Here is a 16035-nt window from a genome sequence, read left to right as displayed (position 1 = left end):
CAAACGGCGAACAACTACACCCGGTAGCCGACCAGGAAATTGCCCAAACGTTCGATAGCGCTGGACAAATCACGAGCCCACGGCAGCGTCACGATACGCAGGTGGTCCGGGGCGGGCCAGTTGAATCCGGTGCCCTGGGTGACCAGGATCTTCTCCTGCAACAGCAGATCCAGGACCAGCTGCTCGTCATCGGCGATCGGGTAGACCTCGGGGTCTAGCCGCGGGAACGCGTACAGCGCACCGCTCGGCTTGACACAGGAGACGCCCGGAATCTCGTTGAGCTTGGTCCAGGCGACGTCGCGCTGTTCGAGCAGCCGCCCGCCGGGCAGCACCAGATCGTCGATGCTCTGATGACCGCCCAATGCCACCTGAATGGCATGCTGGGCCGGCACATTCGGGCATAGCCGCATATTGGCCAGCAGGTTGATGCCCTCGAGGAAACTGGTCGCGTGCTCCTTGGGGCCGGTGATCGCCACCCAGCCCGCCCGGTAGCCGGCCACCCGGTAGGCCTTCGACAGCCCGTTGAAGGTCAGGCACAGCAGATCCGGCGCCAGGGAGGCCAGGTTGATGTGCTCGGCGTCGTCGTAGAGGATCTTGTCGTAGATCTCATCGGCCAGCAGCAGCAGTTGATGCTTGCGGGCCAACTCGGCGATCTGGTCGAGCACCTCCCGGCCGTAGACCGCGCCGGTGGGGTTGTTCGGGTTGATCACCACTAGCGCCTTGGTGCGCTCGGTGATCTTCGATTCCATGTCGGCGATGTCGGGTTGCCAGCCCTGCGTCTCGTCGCACAGGTAATGCACGGGCGTGCCGCCGGCCAGCGAGGTCGACGCCGTCCACAGCGGATAGTCCGGCGCCGGGATCAGCACCTGGTCGCCGTTGTCCAGCAGGGCCTGCAGCACCAGGGAGATCAGCTCGGACACCCCGTTGCCCAGGTACACGTCGTCGACGTCGAAGCGCGGGAAGCCCTCGACGAGTTCGTAGCGCGTGACCACTGCCCGGCGGGCCGGCAGGATGCCCTGCGAATCGGAGTAGCCCTGTGCGTGCGGCAGCGCCTGGATCATGTCCCGCATGATGACGTCGGGCGCCTCGAACCCGAACGGTGCCGGGTTACCGATGTTGAGCTTGAGGATGCGGTGCCCCTCGGCCTCCATCCGGGCGGCCTGGGCGTGGATCGGACCGCGGATCTCGTAGAGGACGTCCTGCAGCTTGGTCGACTGCGCGAAGGTGCGCTGCCGCAGCTGGCTGCCGGGCGCAGGCCAGGGCATCTGATGAGGCAACTGGTGAGCGGTCACGTCGACAATGGTCCCATAACTGTCCAATCAAAATTTGCCCGAGAAACAGATCGGGGCCGTATGTGCACCCACACGGCCCCAACCTGTTATCTCAGCGTTTGCCCGGTGGCTTCGCGCCGCGCTGGATCCCCAGCCCCTTCACCGGCGGCTGTTCCTTGGGAGCCTCGGCCGCCGGTGCCGCCTCGGGAGCCGCCTCGGTGGGGGCAGCTTCAGCAGCCGGCTCAGCCGCGGGCTCGGCTGCGGCCGGCTCGGTCTTGGCGGGTTCGGCAGCCGGAGCCGCCGCGGCCTTCTTGGCGCCGGGCTTGCGGGCGCCTGCCGCCATCCCCAGACCCTTGACCGGTGGGGCAGCCGCGGGCTCCGCGGCGGTGCTGGTCGGCTCGCTGGCCGTGCTGGCCAGTTCCGCCGCAGAGCTGACGGGTTCGGCCGGGGCCGCGGCCGCCTTCTTGGCGCCGGGGCGCTTGGCCCCACCGGCGATGCCCAAGCCCTTGACCGGAGCAGCGGGCGCGGCCGGTTCGGCAGGTGCCGCAGTACCGGCCTGGGCAGCCGGGGCCGCGGCCGCCTTCTTGGCGCCAGGGCGCTTGGCCCCACCGGCCATCCCCAGTCCCTTGACCGGGGCCGCGGTTTTGGCCTCGGCCGCCGGGGCCTCGGCGGGCTTCTCCGCCGTCACGGTGGCCACAGCGGCGGGGGCGGGCGCCTCCTGCTCGGCCTTCTTGGGGGCCCGCTCGGCCGCCGCCGCGGCGGTGCCCTTGGCCGGCAACGTCACGCCGGACAGGTCCAGTGAGTCCAGCAGGATCTGCGCGATGTCACGCACGTCCACACCGGTGCGCCCGGAAGCCTCGATGCGGTCGTCGAGACCGTCGGAGATCATCACCCGGCAGAACGGACAGGCGGTGGCGATGGTGGTGGCACCGGTGGCCAGCGCCTCGTCGACGCGGTCGTGGTTCACCCGCTTGCCGATGTGCTCTTCCATCCACATCCGCGCCCCGCCGGCCCCGCAGCAGAACGAGCGGTCGCGGTTCCGCGGCATCTCGACCAGATTGGCGCCTGAGGCGGTGACGAGCTCGCGCGGCGGCTCGTACACCTTGTTGTGCCGGCCCAGGAAGCACGGGTCGTGGTAGGTGACGTCCCGCGCCATCGGGGTGACCGGGATCAGCCTCTTGTCCCGGATCAGCCGGTTGAGCACCTGGCTGTGGTGCAGCACCGTGTATTCGCTGCCCAGCTGCGGGTATTCGCGGGAGATGGTGTTGAAGCAGTGCGGGCAGCTGGCGATGATCTTGCGCTCCGGCTTGTCCACCCCGTCGAACACCTCGTTGAGCATCTCGACGTTCTGAGTGGCCAGCTGCTGGAACAGGAACTCGTTGCCGGACCGGCGGGCCGGGTCACCGGTGCAGGTCTCGCCGGTGCCCAGCACCAGGAACTTCACCCCGGCCGCGGCCAGCAGCTCCGCGGTGGCCTTGGTGGTCTTCTTGGCCCGGTCCTCATAGGCACCCGCGCAGCCCACCCAGAACAGGTACTCGAACCCGTCGAAGCTGTCGACGTCCTGGCCGTAGACCGGGATGTCGAAGTTGAGCTCGTCGATCCAGGCGGTGCGCTCGCTGGCGTTCTGCCCCCATGGGTTGCCCTTGTTCTCCAGGTTCTTGAACAGCACAGCCAGCTCGGACGGGAACTCCGACTCCACCAGCACCTGGTAGCGGCGCATGTCCAGGATGTGGTCGATGTGCTCGATGTCCACCGGGCACTGCTCGACGCAGGCGCCGCAGTTGGTGCAGGACCACAGCACGTCGGGATCGATCACGCCGCCCTGTTCCTCGGTGCCGACCAGCGGCCGGACCGCCTGCTCCGGACCGGAGCCGCCGATGCGCTCGAAGCCCTTCTCCGGCACGTGGTGGCCCGCCAGCGGTTTGGCGTCGGCGAGGTCGACGTCCATGGCCGGCGCCTCCGAGGTGCCGAGCAGGTACGGCGCCTTGGCCATCCAGTGGTCGCGCAGGTCCATGATCAGCAACTTGGGACTCAGCGGCTTACCGGTGTTCCACGCCGGACACTGCGACTGGCAGCGGCCACACTCGGTGCAGGTGGCGAAGTCGAGCATGCCCTTCCAGGAGAAGTCCTCGATCTTGCCGCGGCCGAACACCGCGTCCTCCGGCGGGTCGTCGAAGTTCAGCGGCTCACCGTCGTACTCGATCGGCAGCAGCGGACCCAGGCCGTTGGGCAGCCGCTTGAACGTGACGTTGACCGGCGCCAGGAAGATGTGCAGGTGCTTGGAGTGCAGCACGATGACCAGGAACGCCAGCGCCACCCCGATGTGCAGCAGCAGCGAGACGGTCTCGATCGTCTCGTTGGCGGACAGGCCCAGCGGCTCCATGAGCTTGCCCATCAGGTGCGACAGGAAGGCGCCATTGCCGTAGGGCAGGCTGCCGGTGTTGACCGCGGCCCCGCGCAGCAGCAGGAAGGTCCAGACGACGTTGAGGATCATCACCAGGATCAGCCAGGCGCCGCCATTGTGCGAGCCGTAGAACCGGGAGTCCCGGCCGTGCTCGGTTGGGTTGCGGATGATGCGGATGATCATGAACGCGAAGATCGACAGGGTCACCGCGGTGATGAAGAAGTCCTGCAGGAAGCCCAGCGCGTCCCAGTGCCCGATGAGCGGGATGGCGAAGTCGTGCTTGAACAGCTGGCCGTAGGCCTCGATGTAGACCGTGAGCAGGACGAAGAACGCCCACATGGTGAAGAAGTGCGCGATGCCCGGGATCGACCACTTCAGCAACTTGGCCTGGCCGGCGACCTCGCGGATCTGCGTCCAGACGCGGTCTTTGATGTCGGTCATCCGCTCGGCGCCGGTCTTCTGACCGGACATGACCAGCCGGTACAGCCAGAAGACCCGGCGTGCGGACAGCAGGCCGACGATTGCCGTCATGCCCAGGCCGACGACCAGCCTGATCAGCATCTGGGTGTTTTCGGTCACGGAGAGCCTCTCCCATCCACAAGTTACTGACTGGTAACCCCACTGCGGTTACTGACGGGTAACTTACGCCAACCTTGCGCAGCACCTGTTCAAGCCCTGCTCGGTGCTCGCTCATAGTGCCACCCCGCACCCGCCCGGCGCGACAAAGGTTGGCCTAACTGTATCGGTCGGCGACCCTTCGGCACGGGCTTTCTCGGCGGGCGACGGCTATCCGTTCTCCTCCGCGGTCGTGGTGGCGGGCGCCTGAGACGCGGTCGTGGTCGGCGCCTCCGTGGTCGTCGTCGGCGGTTGCGTCGTGGTCGGAGCCGTCGTGGTCGGGGATTCGGTGGTGGTGGTCGGTGCCTCGGTGGCCGTTGACTCCGTTGTCGTGGCCGGCGGCGCGTTTTCTTCGGTGGTGGTCTCCGGGGCGACCGGCCCGGGGACCGGGGCGATCGGTGCGTCGCCGGGCGCCACCGGGGTCGAGGTGACCGACGTCGTCGCCGGTGTGGTGTCACCGGAGTCCTTGTTCACCAGCCGGACCATGCCCCACACCATCGCCGCGATCAGCAGCGCCGTCAGCACGCCCCAGCCGATCAGCGCGAGCGGCTGCAGGTACCAGGGAGTCGGTGGCGGTTCGGGCGGTGCGGACCAGCTGGCGGGCGGGCCACCGGGTTCGCCGTATTCGCTGTAGTAGCCGGCCGGCTCGCCGTAGTTGCCGGTCCCGCGGTAGTCGTAGCCGGCCATCTGGGTCGGTTCGTTGTTCGGATCGTCCGGCGTTCGTTCCACGCGCACCAATGGTAGGTGCCGCGGCTGACGAAAGGCGGCGGCGCCGCCTGACGAGTCGCTGTGCCGTCTCCGGACGGCCGGGTCATTCCCGACCGGTAGCGGTCCGTCGTGCAGCGAGCGCGAACACGGCTCGCCAGCCGAGCAACAAGACCGCCGTCGCTGTCGAGGCGACCACAATGAAGGACCACGCCACACCCGCCGATGTCGCTGCGCGCAAGACCATGCCGACCAGCACCGTCGATATCCAGACGATCACCCCGGTGGGAACCAGGGCGGCCGGCCGGCGCCAGGCCCGGGACAACAGCCAGCCCAGCACCGTGCCGCTCAGAAAGGGCCAGGCCGTCACCGCCAAGTCGCTGAAGTCGACGCCCTCGTCGTGGCTGCGCCGGCCTAGGGCGCAGAAGATCAGAACGGCCACCAGATCCATACCGAGCCAGGCCGGTTTCTGCTGCGGTCGCATGCGGCGAGACTACTGGGCCAGTGCGCCGCCTACCGGTGTGGCGGGATGGTGATCACCGTCGGCAGCTCCGGAACCTTGGGGATCGGCGGGATGGTGATCACCGACGGCAGCGACGGCAGGCGGTGGCGGTGCGATTCGCCGGGCGCCGGGGGCTGCTGGGCCGGTGGTTGTTGCGGCGGGGCCTGCTGCGGTGGGGCCGCCGGTGGGGCCGACGTGCTCGAGGAACTCTCCGACGGCGTGGTGCTGGAGGTGGTGCTGCTGCTGGTGGTCGTGCTGGTGGTGCTCGAGGAGCTGGTCTGCGGCGCTGGGCTGCCCCCTCCGGGGCCCCGGCTGGTCAGCTGGATGATGCCCCAGATCACCAGCCCCAGCATCACCGCGATCAGCGCGAACCAGGCGATCAGCACCGACCGTCGCCGGAACCAGGGTGTGGGCGTTACAGCGGCGAAGTTCGCGGTGTCGGCCTCGGCGGCAGGCTGCTGGTCGAACGGGTTGTAGGCCGGCCCGTACTGGGTCGGCGCATTGCCGGGGTGGTAGCCCGGCTCGCCGGGACGGGGGCCCAGGCCGGCGGGGCCGAAGGGCGCGGGTTGCGGCCCGGGCGGCTGAGGTCCGCGCTGGCCGTATTGAGTGGAGCGGGTGGGGTCGTCGCCGGGGTTGCCGGGGCGGTCTGAAGATCCGTAGCGCGCCATTCCAGCGATCGTAATGGACAGCGGTTACCGGCGACCCGACTGAGAGGTCAGAACGTTTCGACGTTGTCGATGCTGACGAACATGCCGTGACCGGTGCGGTCATTGGTGAACCGGGTGCCGTCGATATCGGCTTTGATGCGCCACCCCTGCGCCTGGTAGGTCAGGTAGTCGATGGTGACGACCGGGATGTCGCCCAGGTTTCCCAGCACCCATCGCACGGTGCCGTCGGTACCGACGCTGACGCCGTTGGCGTGTTGGCCGTCCTTGAGCGGGGTGTTGGTGAACTCCGCCTCGCAGTCGACTTGCGGCGTCGAGATCTGGCAGCGGGTCCTGCCCGACTTCGTCTCAATGAAGACGTAACCGTTCTCGTCGGGCGCCAAGGGGACGACGCCGGCGGGCACTTTTGTGGTGCCTGAGGGGGGCGGTTTGGACGGGGTCGGGGTATTGGGAGGCGCCGTGGTAGGGCGGGGCGTGCGCAACGAGGGCTCCGGTGGACCGCCGCCGCCGGGAGCAGCGGTCGGGTGGCCGTCGATGGTAGAGGTGCAGCCGGCCAGCAGGAGCGCGGCGGCCAGCGTCAGCCGTCCGCCGATCGCCGCCGTTCTCGTCCGATCCGGTACCCGCAATTGATCCCCCGCCGACATAGATTGACGCCCAGCCTACGCACCGTGTGACGCAAGTGGCAGCAGTGACTCGCGGTTTGCCTGACCGGCTGCCGGTCAGGACAGGTCGCGGAACGCCAACGCGCCGCCGGCCACCGCCGTCACCGCGGCGAGGCCATAACCGAGCGCCGACCACCAGCCGGCGTGCAGATAGGCGGTGATAGCCACAATCGCGATGGCGCAGAACACCAGCGCCATCCCGTAAAGCGGCGGCTTGTCGGCATATCGATTGCGGGCCATATCTTTTCGGCCTTACTGCTCGTCGGTTTCCGCCGGTGCCATGACCGCGGGCGGTTTCTCGGGATCGGCGGGTGCGAGCGCGGCCGCGGCCATGACCCGCCCGCGAACCAAATACCAGCCGATGACCAGTGCCGGTGCGCCGATCAGCACCGCGGCACGGATCCAGGTGCCGTACTCGGGGTCGAACAGCATCAGGGCGAACACGGCGGCCAGGAACAGCAGCGTGACGTAACCGCTGTACGGAGCCAGCGGCATCCGGAACCCCGGTCGTTGCAGCTCTCCGGTTTTGGTCAACCTGAAGAACCGCAGTTGGCAGGCCACGATCGTGGACCACGCGGCCACCACACCCACCGCGGCGATGTTGAGCACGATTTCGAAGGCGTGCTCGGGTATCACCGCATTGAGCGCGACCCCGAACAGACCGATCGTTCCGGTCAGCAGAATCCCGCCGTAGGGCACGCCGTTTCGCGACAACGGTGCGGTGAACTTCGGCCCGCTGCCGTTGACCGCCATCGACCGCAGGATCCGACCGGTGGAGTACAACCCGGCGTTGAGGCTGGAGAACGCCGCGGTCAGCACCACCAGGTTCATCAGGCCGCCGGCCCCGGCGAAACCGATCTTGGAGAAGAACGTGACGAAGGGGCTCTCGCCATGCCGGTAGGCGGTGTAGGGCAGCAACAGGGCCAGCAGCACCACGGAGCCGATGTAGAAGATCGCGATGCGGGCCACCACCGAGTTGATCGCACGCGGCATGACCTTCTCTGGCTCGGGGGTCTCGCCGGCGGCGGTCCCGACCAGCTCGACCGCGGCATAGGAGAACACCACACCCGAGGTGACCAGGACCAACGGCAGCAGTCCGGTCGGGAGGAACCCGCCGTTGTCGCCCCACAGGTGCAGGCCGGTGTCTTGTCCGTCGACCTGGAAGCGCCCCCCTAAAAAGACGGTCCCGACGACCAGGAACGTCATCAGCGCCACCACCTTGATCAGCGCCGCCCAGAACTCCAGCTCGCCGAAGAGCTTCACCGAGATGAGGTTCATCGCCACCACCGCCACCAGCGCGGTCAGCGCCAACACCCACTGCGGGACCACGTGGAAGGCGCCCCAGTAGTGGAAGTAGGTCGCGATCGCGGTGGTGTCGACGATGCCGGTCATCGACCAGTTCAGGAAATACAGCCAGCCCGCGACGAAAGCCGTTTTCTCACCGAAGAATTCGCGCGCGTAGGAGACGAAAGAACCTGATGTCGGCCGGTGCAGCACGAGTTCGCCGAGCGCCCGCAGGATGAAGAACACAAAGACGCCGCAGATGCCGTAGATCAGAAACAGGCTGGGCCCGGCCTCGTGGAGCCGTCGTCCTGCTCCCAAGAACAGCCCGGTTCCGATCGCGCCGCCGATGGCGATCATCTGCACTTGTCGGGGGGCCAGGCCCTTGTGATAACCCTCGTCTTCGCGGGCCAGCGCCGCCGGCGAGGCCAGGTTGGGGTCAGGGGCGTGGGACATCGGTGCGAGGGTAACCCACCGCGGTGGTCACGAGGTGGCCCTCGTTGGCTCGACCAGCTCTGCGCCGAGTTCATCGGCCTCGACTCGGTGGCCTTCGGTGCAGCGGATTTCGACCGCCGCGTCGGCCCCGCAGCCCAGATGCGTCAGGCGTAGCCGGCCGCGGTTCGGCAGGTGACGTTGGCCCCACTGGAACATTGCCCACACCACCGGCATGAAATCGATGCCGGCTTCGGTCAGGACGTATTCGTCGCGGCTACGCTGGCCCGGCTCACGGTAGGGCCGCCGGGCCAGTAACCCGAGGTCGACCAGCTCGGCGAGCCGTGTCGCGGTTGCGGCCTTGGTGATGCCAACCCGCTGGGCGAAATCGTCGAACCTGGTGGTGCCGTAGTAGGCCTCGCGCATGACCAGCATCGCGGACTTGGTGCCGACCACAGCCATGGTTTTTTCGACCGGGCACTCGCCGATCGCCGACCAGCTCTCGCGGTCTGCCAGCGGCCCCTGCAGGAAATTCATCTCAGCTCACCTCCCCATCTGGGTTGACTCTACTATACCCAGGGTGTATAGCTGAGTATAGAGAACAATACTTAGCTAGCCGGGAGGATCCATGATGAGCGGATATCAAGGTCGCGACGCCGTGATCGTCGGCGCCGTTCGCACCCCGATCGGCAAGGGCAAGCCCGGTGGCGCATTGCACGACGTCCTGCCCGCCGACCTGCTGGCCCACAGCCTGCGCGAAGTGGTCCGACGCGCCGGCATCGACCCGGTCGACATCGACGACGTGATCGCCGGAGCCGTCACCCAGGTGGGCGATCAGGCCGTCAACATCGGGCGCAACGCCCTGTTGGGCGCCGGATTCCCCGAATCGGTTCCCGGCACCACCATCGACCGGCAATGCGGGAGCAGCCAGCAGGCCATCAGCTTCGCCGCCCAGGGCGTGGTGGCCGGCGCCTACGACGTCGTCATCGCGGCCGGAGTGGAGTCGATGAGCCGTGTCCCGATGGGCTCCTCGGTTCTGCCCGGCGCCAACCCCTTCGGCCACGGTCTGGCACGTCGCTACCCGGACGGCCTGGTGTCGCAGGGCATCAGCGCCGAGCTGATCGCCGCCCGGTGGGGTTTCTCCCGCGCCGAACTCGACGAGTTCTCCGCGGCCAGCCACGAAAAGGCGGCGACGGCCACCAAAGACGGGCTCTTCGACGACGAGCTCGCTCCGCTCGCCGGGCTGAGTACCGACGAGGCCATCCGGCCCGGCACCACCGTCGAGACGCTGTCGGCGCTGCGGCCCGCGTTCTACGACGAGGCAGTGCAAGCGCGCTTCCCGCAAATCAATTGGGAGATCACCGCCGGAAACTCGTCGCCGCTCTCCGATGGCAGCGCAGCGGTGCTGATCGCCAGCGGCGAAGCCGCCGAGAAGATGGGTCTGCGGCCACTCGCACGCATCCACACCGCCACCATCGTCGGCTCGGATCCGCTCTACATGCTCACCGGGGTGATTCCGGCCACCGAGAAGGTGTTGCGCCGGGCCGGGATGAGGCTGTCAGACATCGACGTGTTCGAGGTCAACGAGGCCTTTGCTCCGGTGGTGCTGGCCTGGGCGAAGGAAACCGGTGCCGATCTGGCGAAGACGAACGTCAACGGCGGCGCTATCGCCATCGGGCATCCGTTGGGGGCCAGCGGTGCACGCCTCATGACAACTCTTGTCAACACCTTGCAGCGCAGCGGAAAACGCTACGGACTGCAGACGATGTGCGAGGGCGGCGGCATGGCCAACGCCACCATCATCGAACGCCTCGGCTAGGAGGGCTCCGCCATGACCACCGAACGGATCGGCACCCGCGCCGAGCGACTGACAGATCGCATCGCCGGCTTCTACGCCGCCGACGCCCAATTTCAAGCGGCGCAACCGAACCCCGACATCATCGCGGCGGCGCGCCGGCCCGGCCTGCGGCTCGCCCAGGTGTTGCAGACCTTGGTCGACGGCTATGGGGACCGCCCGGCGGTGGGCCAGCGCGCCCGTGAGGTGGTGACCGATTCCGCGACGGGCCGCACGACTGCGCGCCTGTTGCCTCGGTTCGAGACGATCAGCTATCGCGAGCTGTGGGGGCGGGCGGGGGCGATCGCCGCCTCCTGGCGGCACCACCGCAGCTATCCGCTCGGCCCCGGCGATTTCGTGGCCACCATCGGTTTCGCCAGCCCGGACTATCTGGCGATCGATCTTGCTTGCGCCTATCTCGGCCTGGTATCGGTTCCGTTGCAGCACACCGCCTCCGCATCGCAACTCGCCTCGATCATCGCCGAGGTGCAGCCGTCGGTGGTCGCGGTGGGCACCGCCTACCTGGAGCTCGCGCTGGAGTCCGCGTTGGACAGTGCGTCGCTGCGACACCTGTTGGTCTTCGACCACCAACCGGAACTCGACGCGCACCGGGAGGCGCTGGCACGGGCTCGCGAGCGCGTCAGCGGCGCCGGGGTGCCGGTTGTCGTCGAGACGCTGGACGAGGTAGTACAGCGTGGACGCGCACTGCCGCCCGAACCGCTCTACACCGCCGACACCGACGAGCGGCTGGCGATGATTCTCTACACCTCGGGAAGTACCGGTGCCCCGAAGGGCGCCATGCATTCCGAACGGACGCTCACGCGATTGTGGACGGCATCGGCAACGTTTCTTTCGTCGTCGGAGACACCGGTGTTCAACGTCAACTTCATGCCGCTCAATCACCTTGGCGGCCGGCTGCCGCTGGTGTCGTCGTTCATGGCCGGCGGTACCAGCTATTTCGTCCCCGACCCTGACCTGTCGACGCTGTTCGAGGACTGGTCACTGGTGCGCCCCACCGAGCTTCCGCTGGTACCAAGGGTGATCGACATGCTGTATCAGCGTCACCGCAGCGCAGTGGCCGGACTGATCGCCGGCGGCGCCACTCCCGAAGCCGCGGAGGCCGAAGCGGCGGCAGAGCTGCGCGAGGGACTGCTGGGCGGCCGGCTCCTGGGCGGGTTCGTCGGCACGGCACCGCTGGCTCCGGCAATGGCGTCGTTTCTCGATTCCGCACTGGACATACACCTGTCTGACGGCTACGGCTTGACCGAGGTCGGCGGTGTCAGCCGGGATGGCACCGTCCTTCGCCCCCCGGTGCTCGCCTACAAGCTCGTCGACGTTCCTGAGCTCGGGTACTTCACCACCGACCGGCCATACCCGCGCGGTGAGCTGCTGATCAAGTCGGCAACCGCGACGATGGGCTATTTCAAGCGCCCCGAAGTCACCGCCGAGGTCTTCGACGACGACGGCTATTACCGCACCGGTGATGTGATGGCCGAGTTGGCTCCGGACCGGTTGGCCTACGTCGATCGCAGCCGAAACGTCCTCAAGCTTGCGCAGGGCGAGTTCGTCGCGGTGGCGCGCTTGGACGCGGTTTTCGCTGCGGCGCCCGGGGTGAGCCAGATCTACGTCTACGGCAACAGTGCACGCGCATACCTGCTTGCGGTGATCGTTCCGACCCCGCAGGCCCGTGCGGAATTCGCCGACGACGCCGCCGCGTTGAAGTCCATGCTTCGGGATTCGCTGCGGCAGGCCGCAAAATCGGCGGAGCTGCAATCTTACGAAGTCCCCGTCGACTTCCTCATCGAGACGCAGCCGTTCACCGCAGCCAACGGGCTCGTTTCCGGTGTCGGAAAACTGTTGCGGCCCAAGCTCAAGGCGCACTTCGGACAGCGGCTTGAGCAGCTTTACGCCGATATCGACCTGGCTCAGGCCGACGAACTGCGTGCGCTGCGCAACTCCGCGACGGACCAGCCGGTACTCGAGATCGTGCGCCGGGCCGCGGTTGCGGTACTCGGTTCCGCAGGCGCCGAAGTCGACGCGAACGCTCATTTCACCGATCTTGGTGGCGATTCGCTGTCTGCCCTGACCTTCTCGGAGCTGCTTCAGGAAGTCTTTGGGGCCGACGTACCCGTGGGAGTCATCATCAGCCCCACGTCAACGCTCGCCCGGCTTGCCGACCACATCGCGGCTCAACGCGGGTCGGCATCAACACGTGCCACTGCCGCCACGGTGCACGGGCCGGGTGCCGCCGTCTTGCGGGCGAGCGATCTGACGCTGGACAAGTTCATCGATGCCACGACGTTGGCCAAGGCCGGGACGCTTCCGCACGTCACCGGCGAACCGCGTACCGTCCTGCTCACCGGAGCCAACGGTTATCTCGGCCGGTTCATCGCCTTGCACTGGCTGGAAAGGCTGTCGCGGACCGGCGGCACCCTGATCTGCATCGTGCGGGGCAGCGATGATGCGGCGGCGTGGGTGCGCCTTGAGCAGATGTTCGACAGCGGTGACGCAACGCTGAGGGGGCGCTATCGTGCGCTGGCCGCCGAGCATCTCGAGGTGCTTGCCGGCGACATCGGCGAACCCGACCTCGGGCTGGACGCGGCCGTCTGGAATCGGCTGGGACGCAGCGTGGATCTGATCGTGCATGCCGCCGCCCTGGTCAACCACGTACTGCCCTACGAGCAATTGTTCGGCCCGAACGTCGTCGGCACCGCGGAGTTGATCCGGCTGGCGATCACCACCCGGATCAAGCCGATCACGTTCCTGTCGACGGTGGCGGTTGCCATGACGGTGGACCCGGCCGACTTCATCGAGGACGGTGACATTCGTCAGGTCAGCCCCGTCCGAACGGTCGCCGACGGTTACGCCAGCGGCTACGGCAACAGCAAGTGGGCCGGGGAGGTGTTGTTGCGTCAGGCTTTTGATCACTGCACGCTGCCGGTGACGGTCTTCCGATCGGACATGATTCTCGCGCACCGTCGATACCCGGGACAGCTCAACGTCCCGGACGCATTCACCCGGCTGGTCTTCAGCCTGCTGGTGACCGGTCTCGCTCCACGCTCCTTCTACGAAACCGGGCCCTTCGGCGACCGGCCGCGCGCGCACTACAGCGGCTTGCCGGTCGATTTCGTCGCCGAGGCGATCGCGGTCCTCGGCGCTCGGGGCAGTGGAGGGTTCCGCTCCTTCGACGTGATGAACCCGCACGATGACGGTATCTCGTTGGACACCTTCGTCGATTGGCTCGTCGGTGCCGGCCATCCGATCGAGCGCCTCGATGACTACGACGCATGGTTGGCACGTTTCGAAACGGCGTTGCGGACGCTTCCCGAAAGGCAGCGCCGGCACAGCGTGCTACCGCTGCTGGACGCTTACCGGAAACCGCAGCAACCGCTGCGCGGTGCCCCGGCTCCGACGGCGGCCTTCCGCGCCGCGGTGCGAGCCGCACAGGTCGGTGACGACAAAGACATTCCGCAGCTGTCGTCGGAACTGGTGGCAAAGTACGTCGCCGATCTGGAACACCTCGGCGTGCTCTCGGACTGGCGCCCCAATAACGGATTGGACGCAAGAGGAAAGAAGGTTGGCAATGAATGAGATTCGAGCTGCCGCCGTGCAGATCAGCCCGGTGCTTTACAGCCGGGAAGGGACCGTCGAGCGGGTGATCGCCAAGATCGAGCAGTTGTCGCGCCACAGTGTGCGGTTCGCGGTCTTCCCCGAAACGGTGATCCCGTATTACCCCTACTTCTCGTTCGTGCAGCGTCCGTTCGAGATGCGTCCGCAACACCTCACATTGATGGAGCAGGCCGTGACGATCCCGTCACCGGAGATCGATGCGATCAGCGCGGCGGCCCGACAGGCCGAAATGGTGGTCTCGATAGGCGTCACCGAGCGCGACGGCGGCTCGCTGTACAACACGCAGTTGCTGTTCGACGCCGACGGGAGCCTGCTGCAACGCCGTCGCAAGATCATGCCGACGTATCACGAACGGATGATCTGGGGACAGGGCGACGGCACCGGACTGCGTGCTGTGGACAGCGCGGTCGGGCGCGTCGGCCAGCTGGCCTGCTGGGAGCACTACATCCCGCTGGCCCGCCATGCGCTGATCGCCGACGGCGAGCAGATCCACTCGGCCATGTGGCCGGGATCGTTCGCCGGCGAACTGTTCACCCGCCAGATCGAGACCAGCGTGCGCAATCACGCACTCGAATCGGCCGCTTTCGTCGTCAACGCCACCGCCTGGCTGGATGCCGACCAACAGGCCCGGATCATGGCCGACACCGGGTGTCCGATCGGCCCGATCTCGGGCGGGTGCTTCACCGCGATCGTCAATCCGCAAGGCGAGCTGCTGGGGGAGCCACTGCTCGTCGGCGAGGGCGAGGTCATCGCCGACCTGGACTTCTCGGTGATCGATGCCCGGAAGTCGCAGATGGATGCCGCCGGTCACTACAGCCGGCCGGATCTGCTGAGCCTGCTGGTGGACCGCACCCCGCATGCACATGTTCGGGACCGCTTCGACGGATCCACGGAAGCCGATGTCGAGGAGGTGGACCGTGTCGCAGTCTGATCCGCGCGAGATCCGGTTCTCTGGAGCCAGGGTGTGCTACGAGAGCACGAAGAGCTACGACGAATTGGTGGCCGCGTTGTTCTCCGAAGTCGGCGACCGGCCGGTTCCGATCGACGACATCGCGAAGGACTTCGCCGGCTGGGAGTCGTATCGCGATCAGGTCCAAACTCACGTCGGTCGTGGCGGATTCATGTTGTTCACGGTCTTCGATCACGGCGGCTGGATCGCCAAGGCCGGCATCGACCGGAAAGCGTTGCGCGTCATTATCGGTAACCCGCTGATCGCGATCACGATGTTGCGCCACGACGTGACCGCGGGGTTGTTTGCACCGGTGGAGTTGCTGCTGGTCGGTGAGGACAACGGCAGCAGTCTGACCTACGTCAAGCCGTCGTCATTGATGGTCGTCGAGCCCAATCCTGAGCTGCATGCGGCCGCCGCGGAGCTTGACGTCAAGCTGGCCGCGCTGGCCGCGAAGGTCACGGCATGACGGCCGGTGGCTCCGCAGCGGGACGGCGCATCTTCTTTGCGGGTGCTTCGGGTGTGATCGGTGCTCGCCTGGTGCCTCTGCTGATCGACGCCGGCCACACCGTCGGCGCCATGACGAGATCGGCAGGGAAAGCCGATCGGCTGGCCGCGCTGGGGGCACAACCGATCGTCTGCGACGTCTTCGACCGACCGGCGCTGACCCGGGCCGTCCGTTCTTTTGCGCCCGACGTGCTCTTGCATGAGCTGACCGACCTTCCCGACGACTTGGCGGAGCTGCCCGCGGAGTCACTGGTCAATGCCCGGATACGGGCCGAGGGCACCCGCAACCTCATCGAGGCGTTGGACATCTCGCGCCCGGCGAAGGTGATCGCCCAAAGCGTCGCGTGGACGATGCAGCCCGGCCGAGAAGCCGACGCGGTCGCCTTCCTCGAGGAGGCCGTGCTTGCCGCCGAGGGGGTGGTGCTGCGCTACGGGCTGCTTTACGGACCCGGCACCTACTACCCGGGCGAACTCCCGCCGGCGCCGCGGGTGCACATCGACACCGCCGTCGCGGTCACCCTCAAAGCGCTCGACGCGGCACCGGGGGTGATGACGGTCGTCGACGGCTGAGCGATGCA

Annotated in this window: 14 protein-coding genes; 5 read left to right on the top strand and 9 right to left on the bottom strand. The window is 67.3% G+C overall.

Features of this window, described 5'->3' with window-relative positions; genetic code table 11:
* Window positions 1-14: 14 nt before the first annotated feature.
* The 9 genes from AC5Y31_RS09345 to AC5Y31_RS09305 all read right to left on the bottom strand — a co-directional run bounded on the left by AC5Y31_RS09345 (window position 15) and on the right by AC5Y31_RS09305 (window position 9074).
* A complete protein-coding gene (locus AC5Y31_RS09345; protein WP_065024035.1) occupies window positions 15-1319 on the bottom strand; it encodes a pyridoxal phosphate-dependent aminotransferase in 1305 nt (434 codons plus the stop codon).
* Window positions 1320-1383: 64 nt separating this feature from the next.
* On the bottom strand, window positions 1384-4236 hold the full coding sequence (locus AC5Y31_RS09340; RefSeq protein WP_499980331.1) for a (Fe-S)-binding protein: 2853 nt from the start codon (window positions 4234-4236) through the stop codon (window positions 1384-1386).
* A 225-nt stretch (window positions 4237-4461) separates the two neighbouring features.
* Entirely contained in the window at window positions 4462-5019 is a 558-nt protein-coding gene (locus AC5Y31_RS09335) for a hypothetical protein (protein ID WP_499979871.1), read from the bottom strand.
* An 82-nt stretch (window positions 5020-5101) separates the two neighbouring features.
* Window positions 5102-5479, bottom strand: a complete 378-nt coding sequence (locus AC5Y31_RS09330; protein ID WP_499979870.1) for a DUF3054 domain-containing protein — start codon at window positions 5477-5479, stop codon at window positions 5102-5104.
* A 29-nt stretch (window positions 5480-5508) separates the two neighbouring features.
* Complete coding sequence (locus AC5Y31_RS09325; RefSeq protein ID WP_131810536.1) at window positions 5509-6165, bottom strand: hypothetical protein; 657 nt, start codon at window positions 6163-6165, stop codon at window positions 5509-5511.
* Between the two features lie 47 nt (window positions 6166-6212).
* Complete coding sequence (locus tag AC5Y31_RS09320; RefSeq protein WP_499979865.1) at window positions 6213-6806, bottom strand: hypothetical protein; 594 nt, start codon at window positions 6804-6806, stop codon at window positions 6213-6215.
* Between the two features lie 75 nt (window positions 6807-6881).
* A complete protein-coding gene (locus tag AC5Y31_RS09315) occupies window positions 6882-7064 on the bottom strand; it encodes a hypothetical protein (protein ID WP_065024354.1) in 183 nt (60 codons plus the stop codon).
* 12 nt (window positions 7065-7076) lie between these two features.
* Window positions 7077-8561: an amino acid permease gene (locus AC5Y31_RS09310; protein WP_499979861.1), complete on the bottom strand. Its 1485-nt coding sequence runs from the start codon at window positions 8559-8561 to the stop codon at window positions 7077-7079.
* A gap of 27 nt (window positions 8562-8588) precedes the next feature.
* Entirely contained in the window at window positions 8589-9074 is a 486-nt protein-coding gene (locus tag AC5Y31_RS09305) for a winged helix-turn-helix transcriptional regulator (RefSeq protein ID WP_499979857.1), read from the bottom strand.
* Between the two features lie 94 nt (window positions 9075-9168).
* On the opposite strand from AC5Y31_RS09305, the gene AC5Y31_RS09300 reads away from it, so the two are divergent.
* Genes AC5Y31_RS09300 through AC5Y31_RS09280 form a run of 5 tightly spaced genes read left to right on the top strand, consistent with a single transcriptional unit; the run spans window position 9169 to window position 16027 of the window.
* Entirely contained in the window at window positions 9169-10356 is a 1188-nt protein-coding gene (locus tag AC5Y31_RS09300; protein WP_499979855.1) for a thiolase family protein, read from the top strand.
* Window positions 10357-10368: 12 nt separating this feature from the next.
* Window positions 10369-13962 (top strand): carboxylic acid reductase, encoded by a 3594-nt coding sequence (car, locus tag AC5Y31_RS09295; RefSeq protein WP_499979853.1) that lies wholly within the window; start codon window positions 10369-10371, stop codon window positions 13960-13962.
* A complete protein-coding gene (locus AC5Y31_RS09290) occupies window positions 13955-14932 on the top strand; it encodes a nitrilase-related carbon-nitrogen hydrolase (RefSeq protein ID WP_499979851.1) in 978 nt (325 codons plus the stop codon). The genes car and AC5Y31_RS09290 overlap by 8 nt, the downstream gene beginning before the upstream one ends.
* A complete protein-coding gene (locus tag AC5Y31_RS09285; protein ID WP_499979846.1) occupies window positions 14901-15419 on the top strand; it encodes a DUF302 domain-containing protein in 519 nt (172 codons plus the stop codon). Before AC5Y31_RS09290 ends, AC5Y31_RS09285 begins: the two co-directional genes overlap by 32 nt.
* On the top strand, window positions 15416-16027 hold the full coding sequence (locus AC5Y31_RS09280) for an NAD-dependent epimerase/dehydratase family protein (protein ID WP_499979843.1): 612 nt from the start codon (window positions 15416-15418) through the stop codon (window positions 16025-16027). The genes AC5Y31_RS09285 and AC5Y31_RS09280 overlap by 4 nt, the downstream gene beginning before the upstream one ends.
* Window positions 16028-16035: the final 8 nt, after the last annotated feature.

Source organism: Mycobacterium sp. NGS18 (genome assembly GCF_059813185.1).
This window is presented reverse-complemented; position numbering and strand designations above follow the sequence as displayed.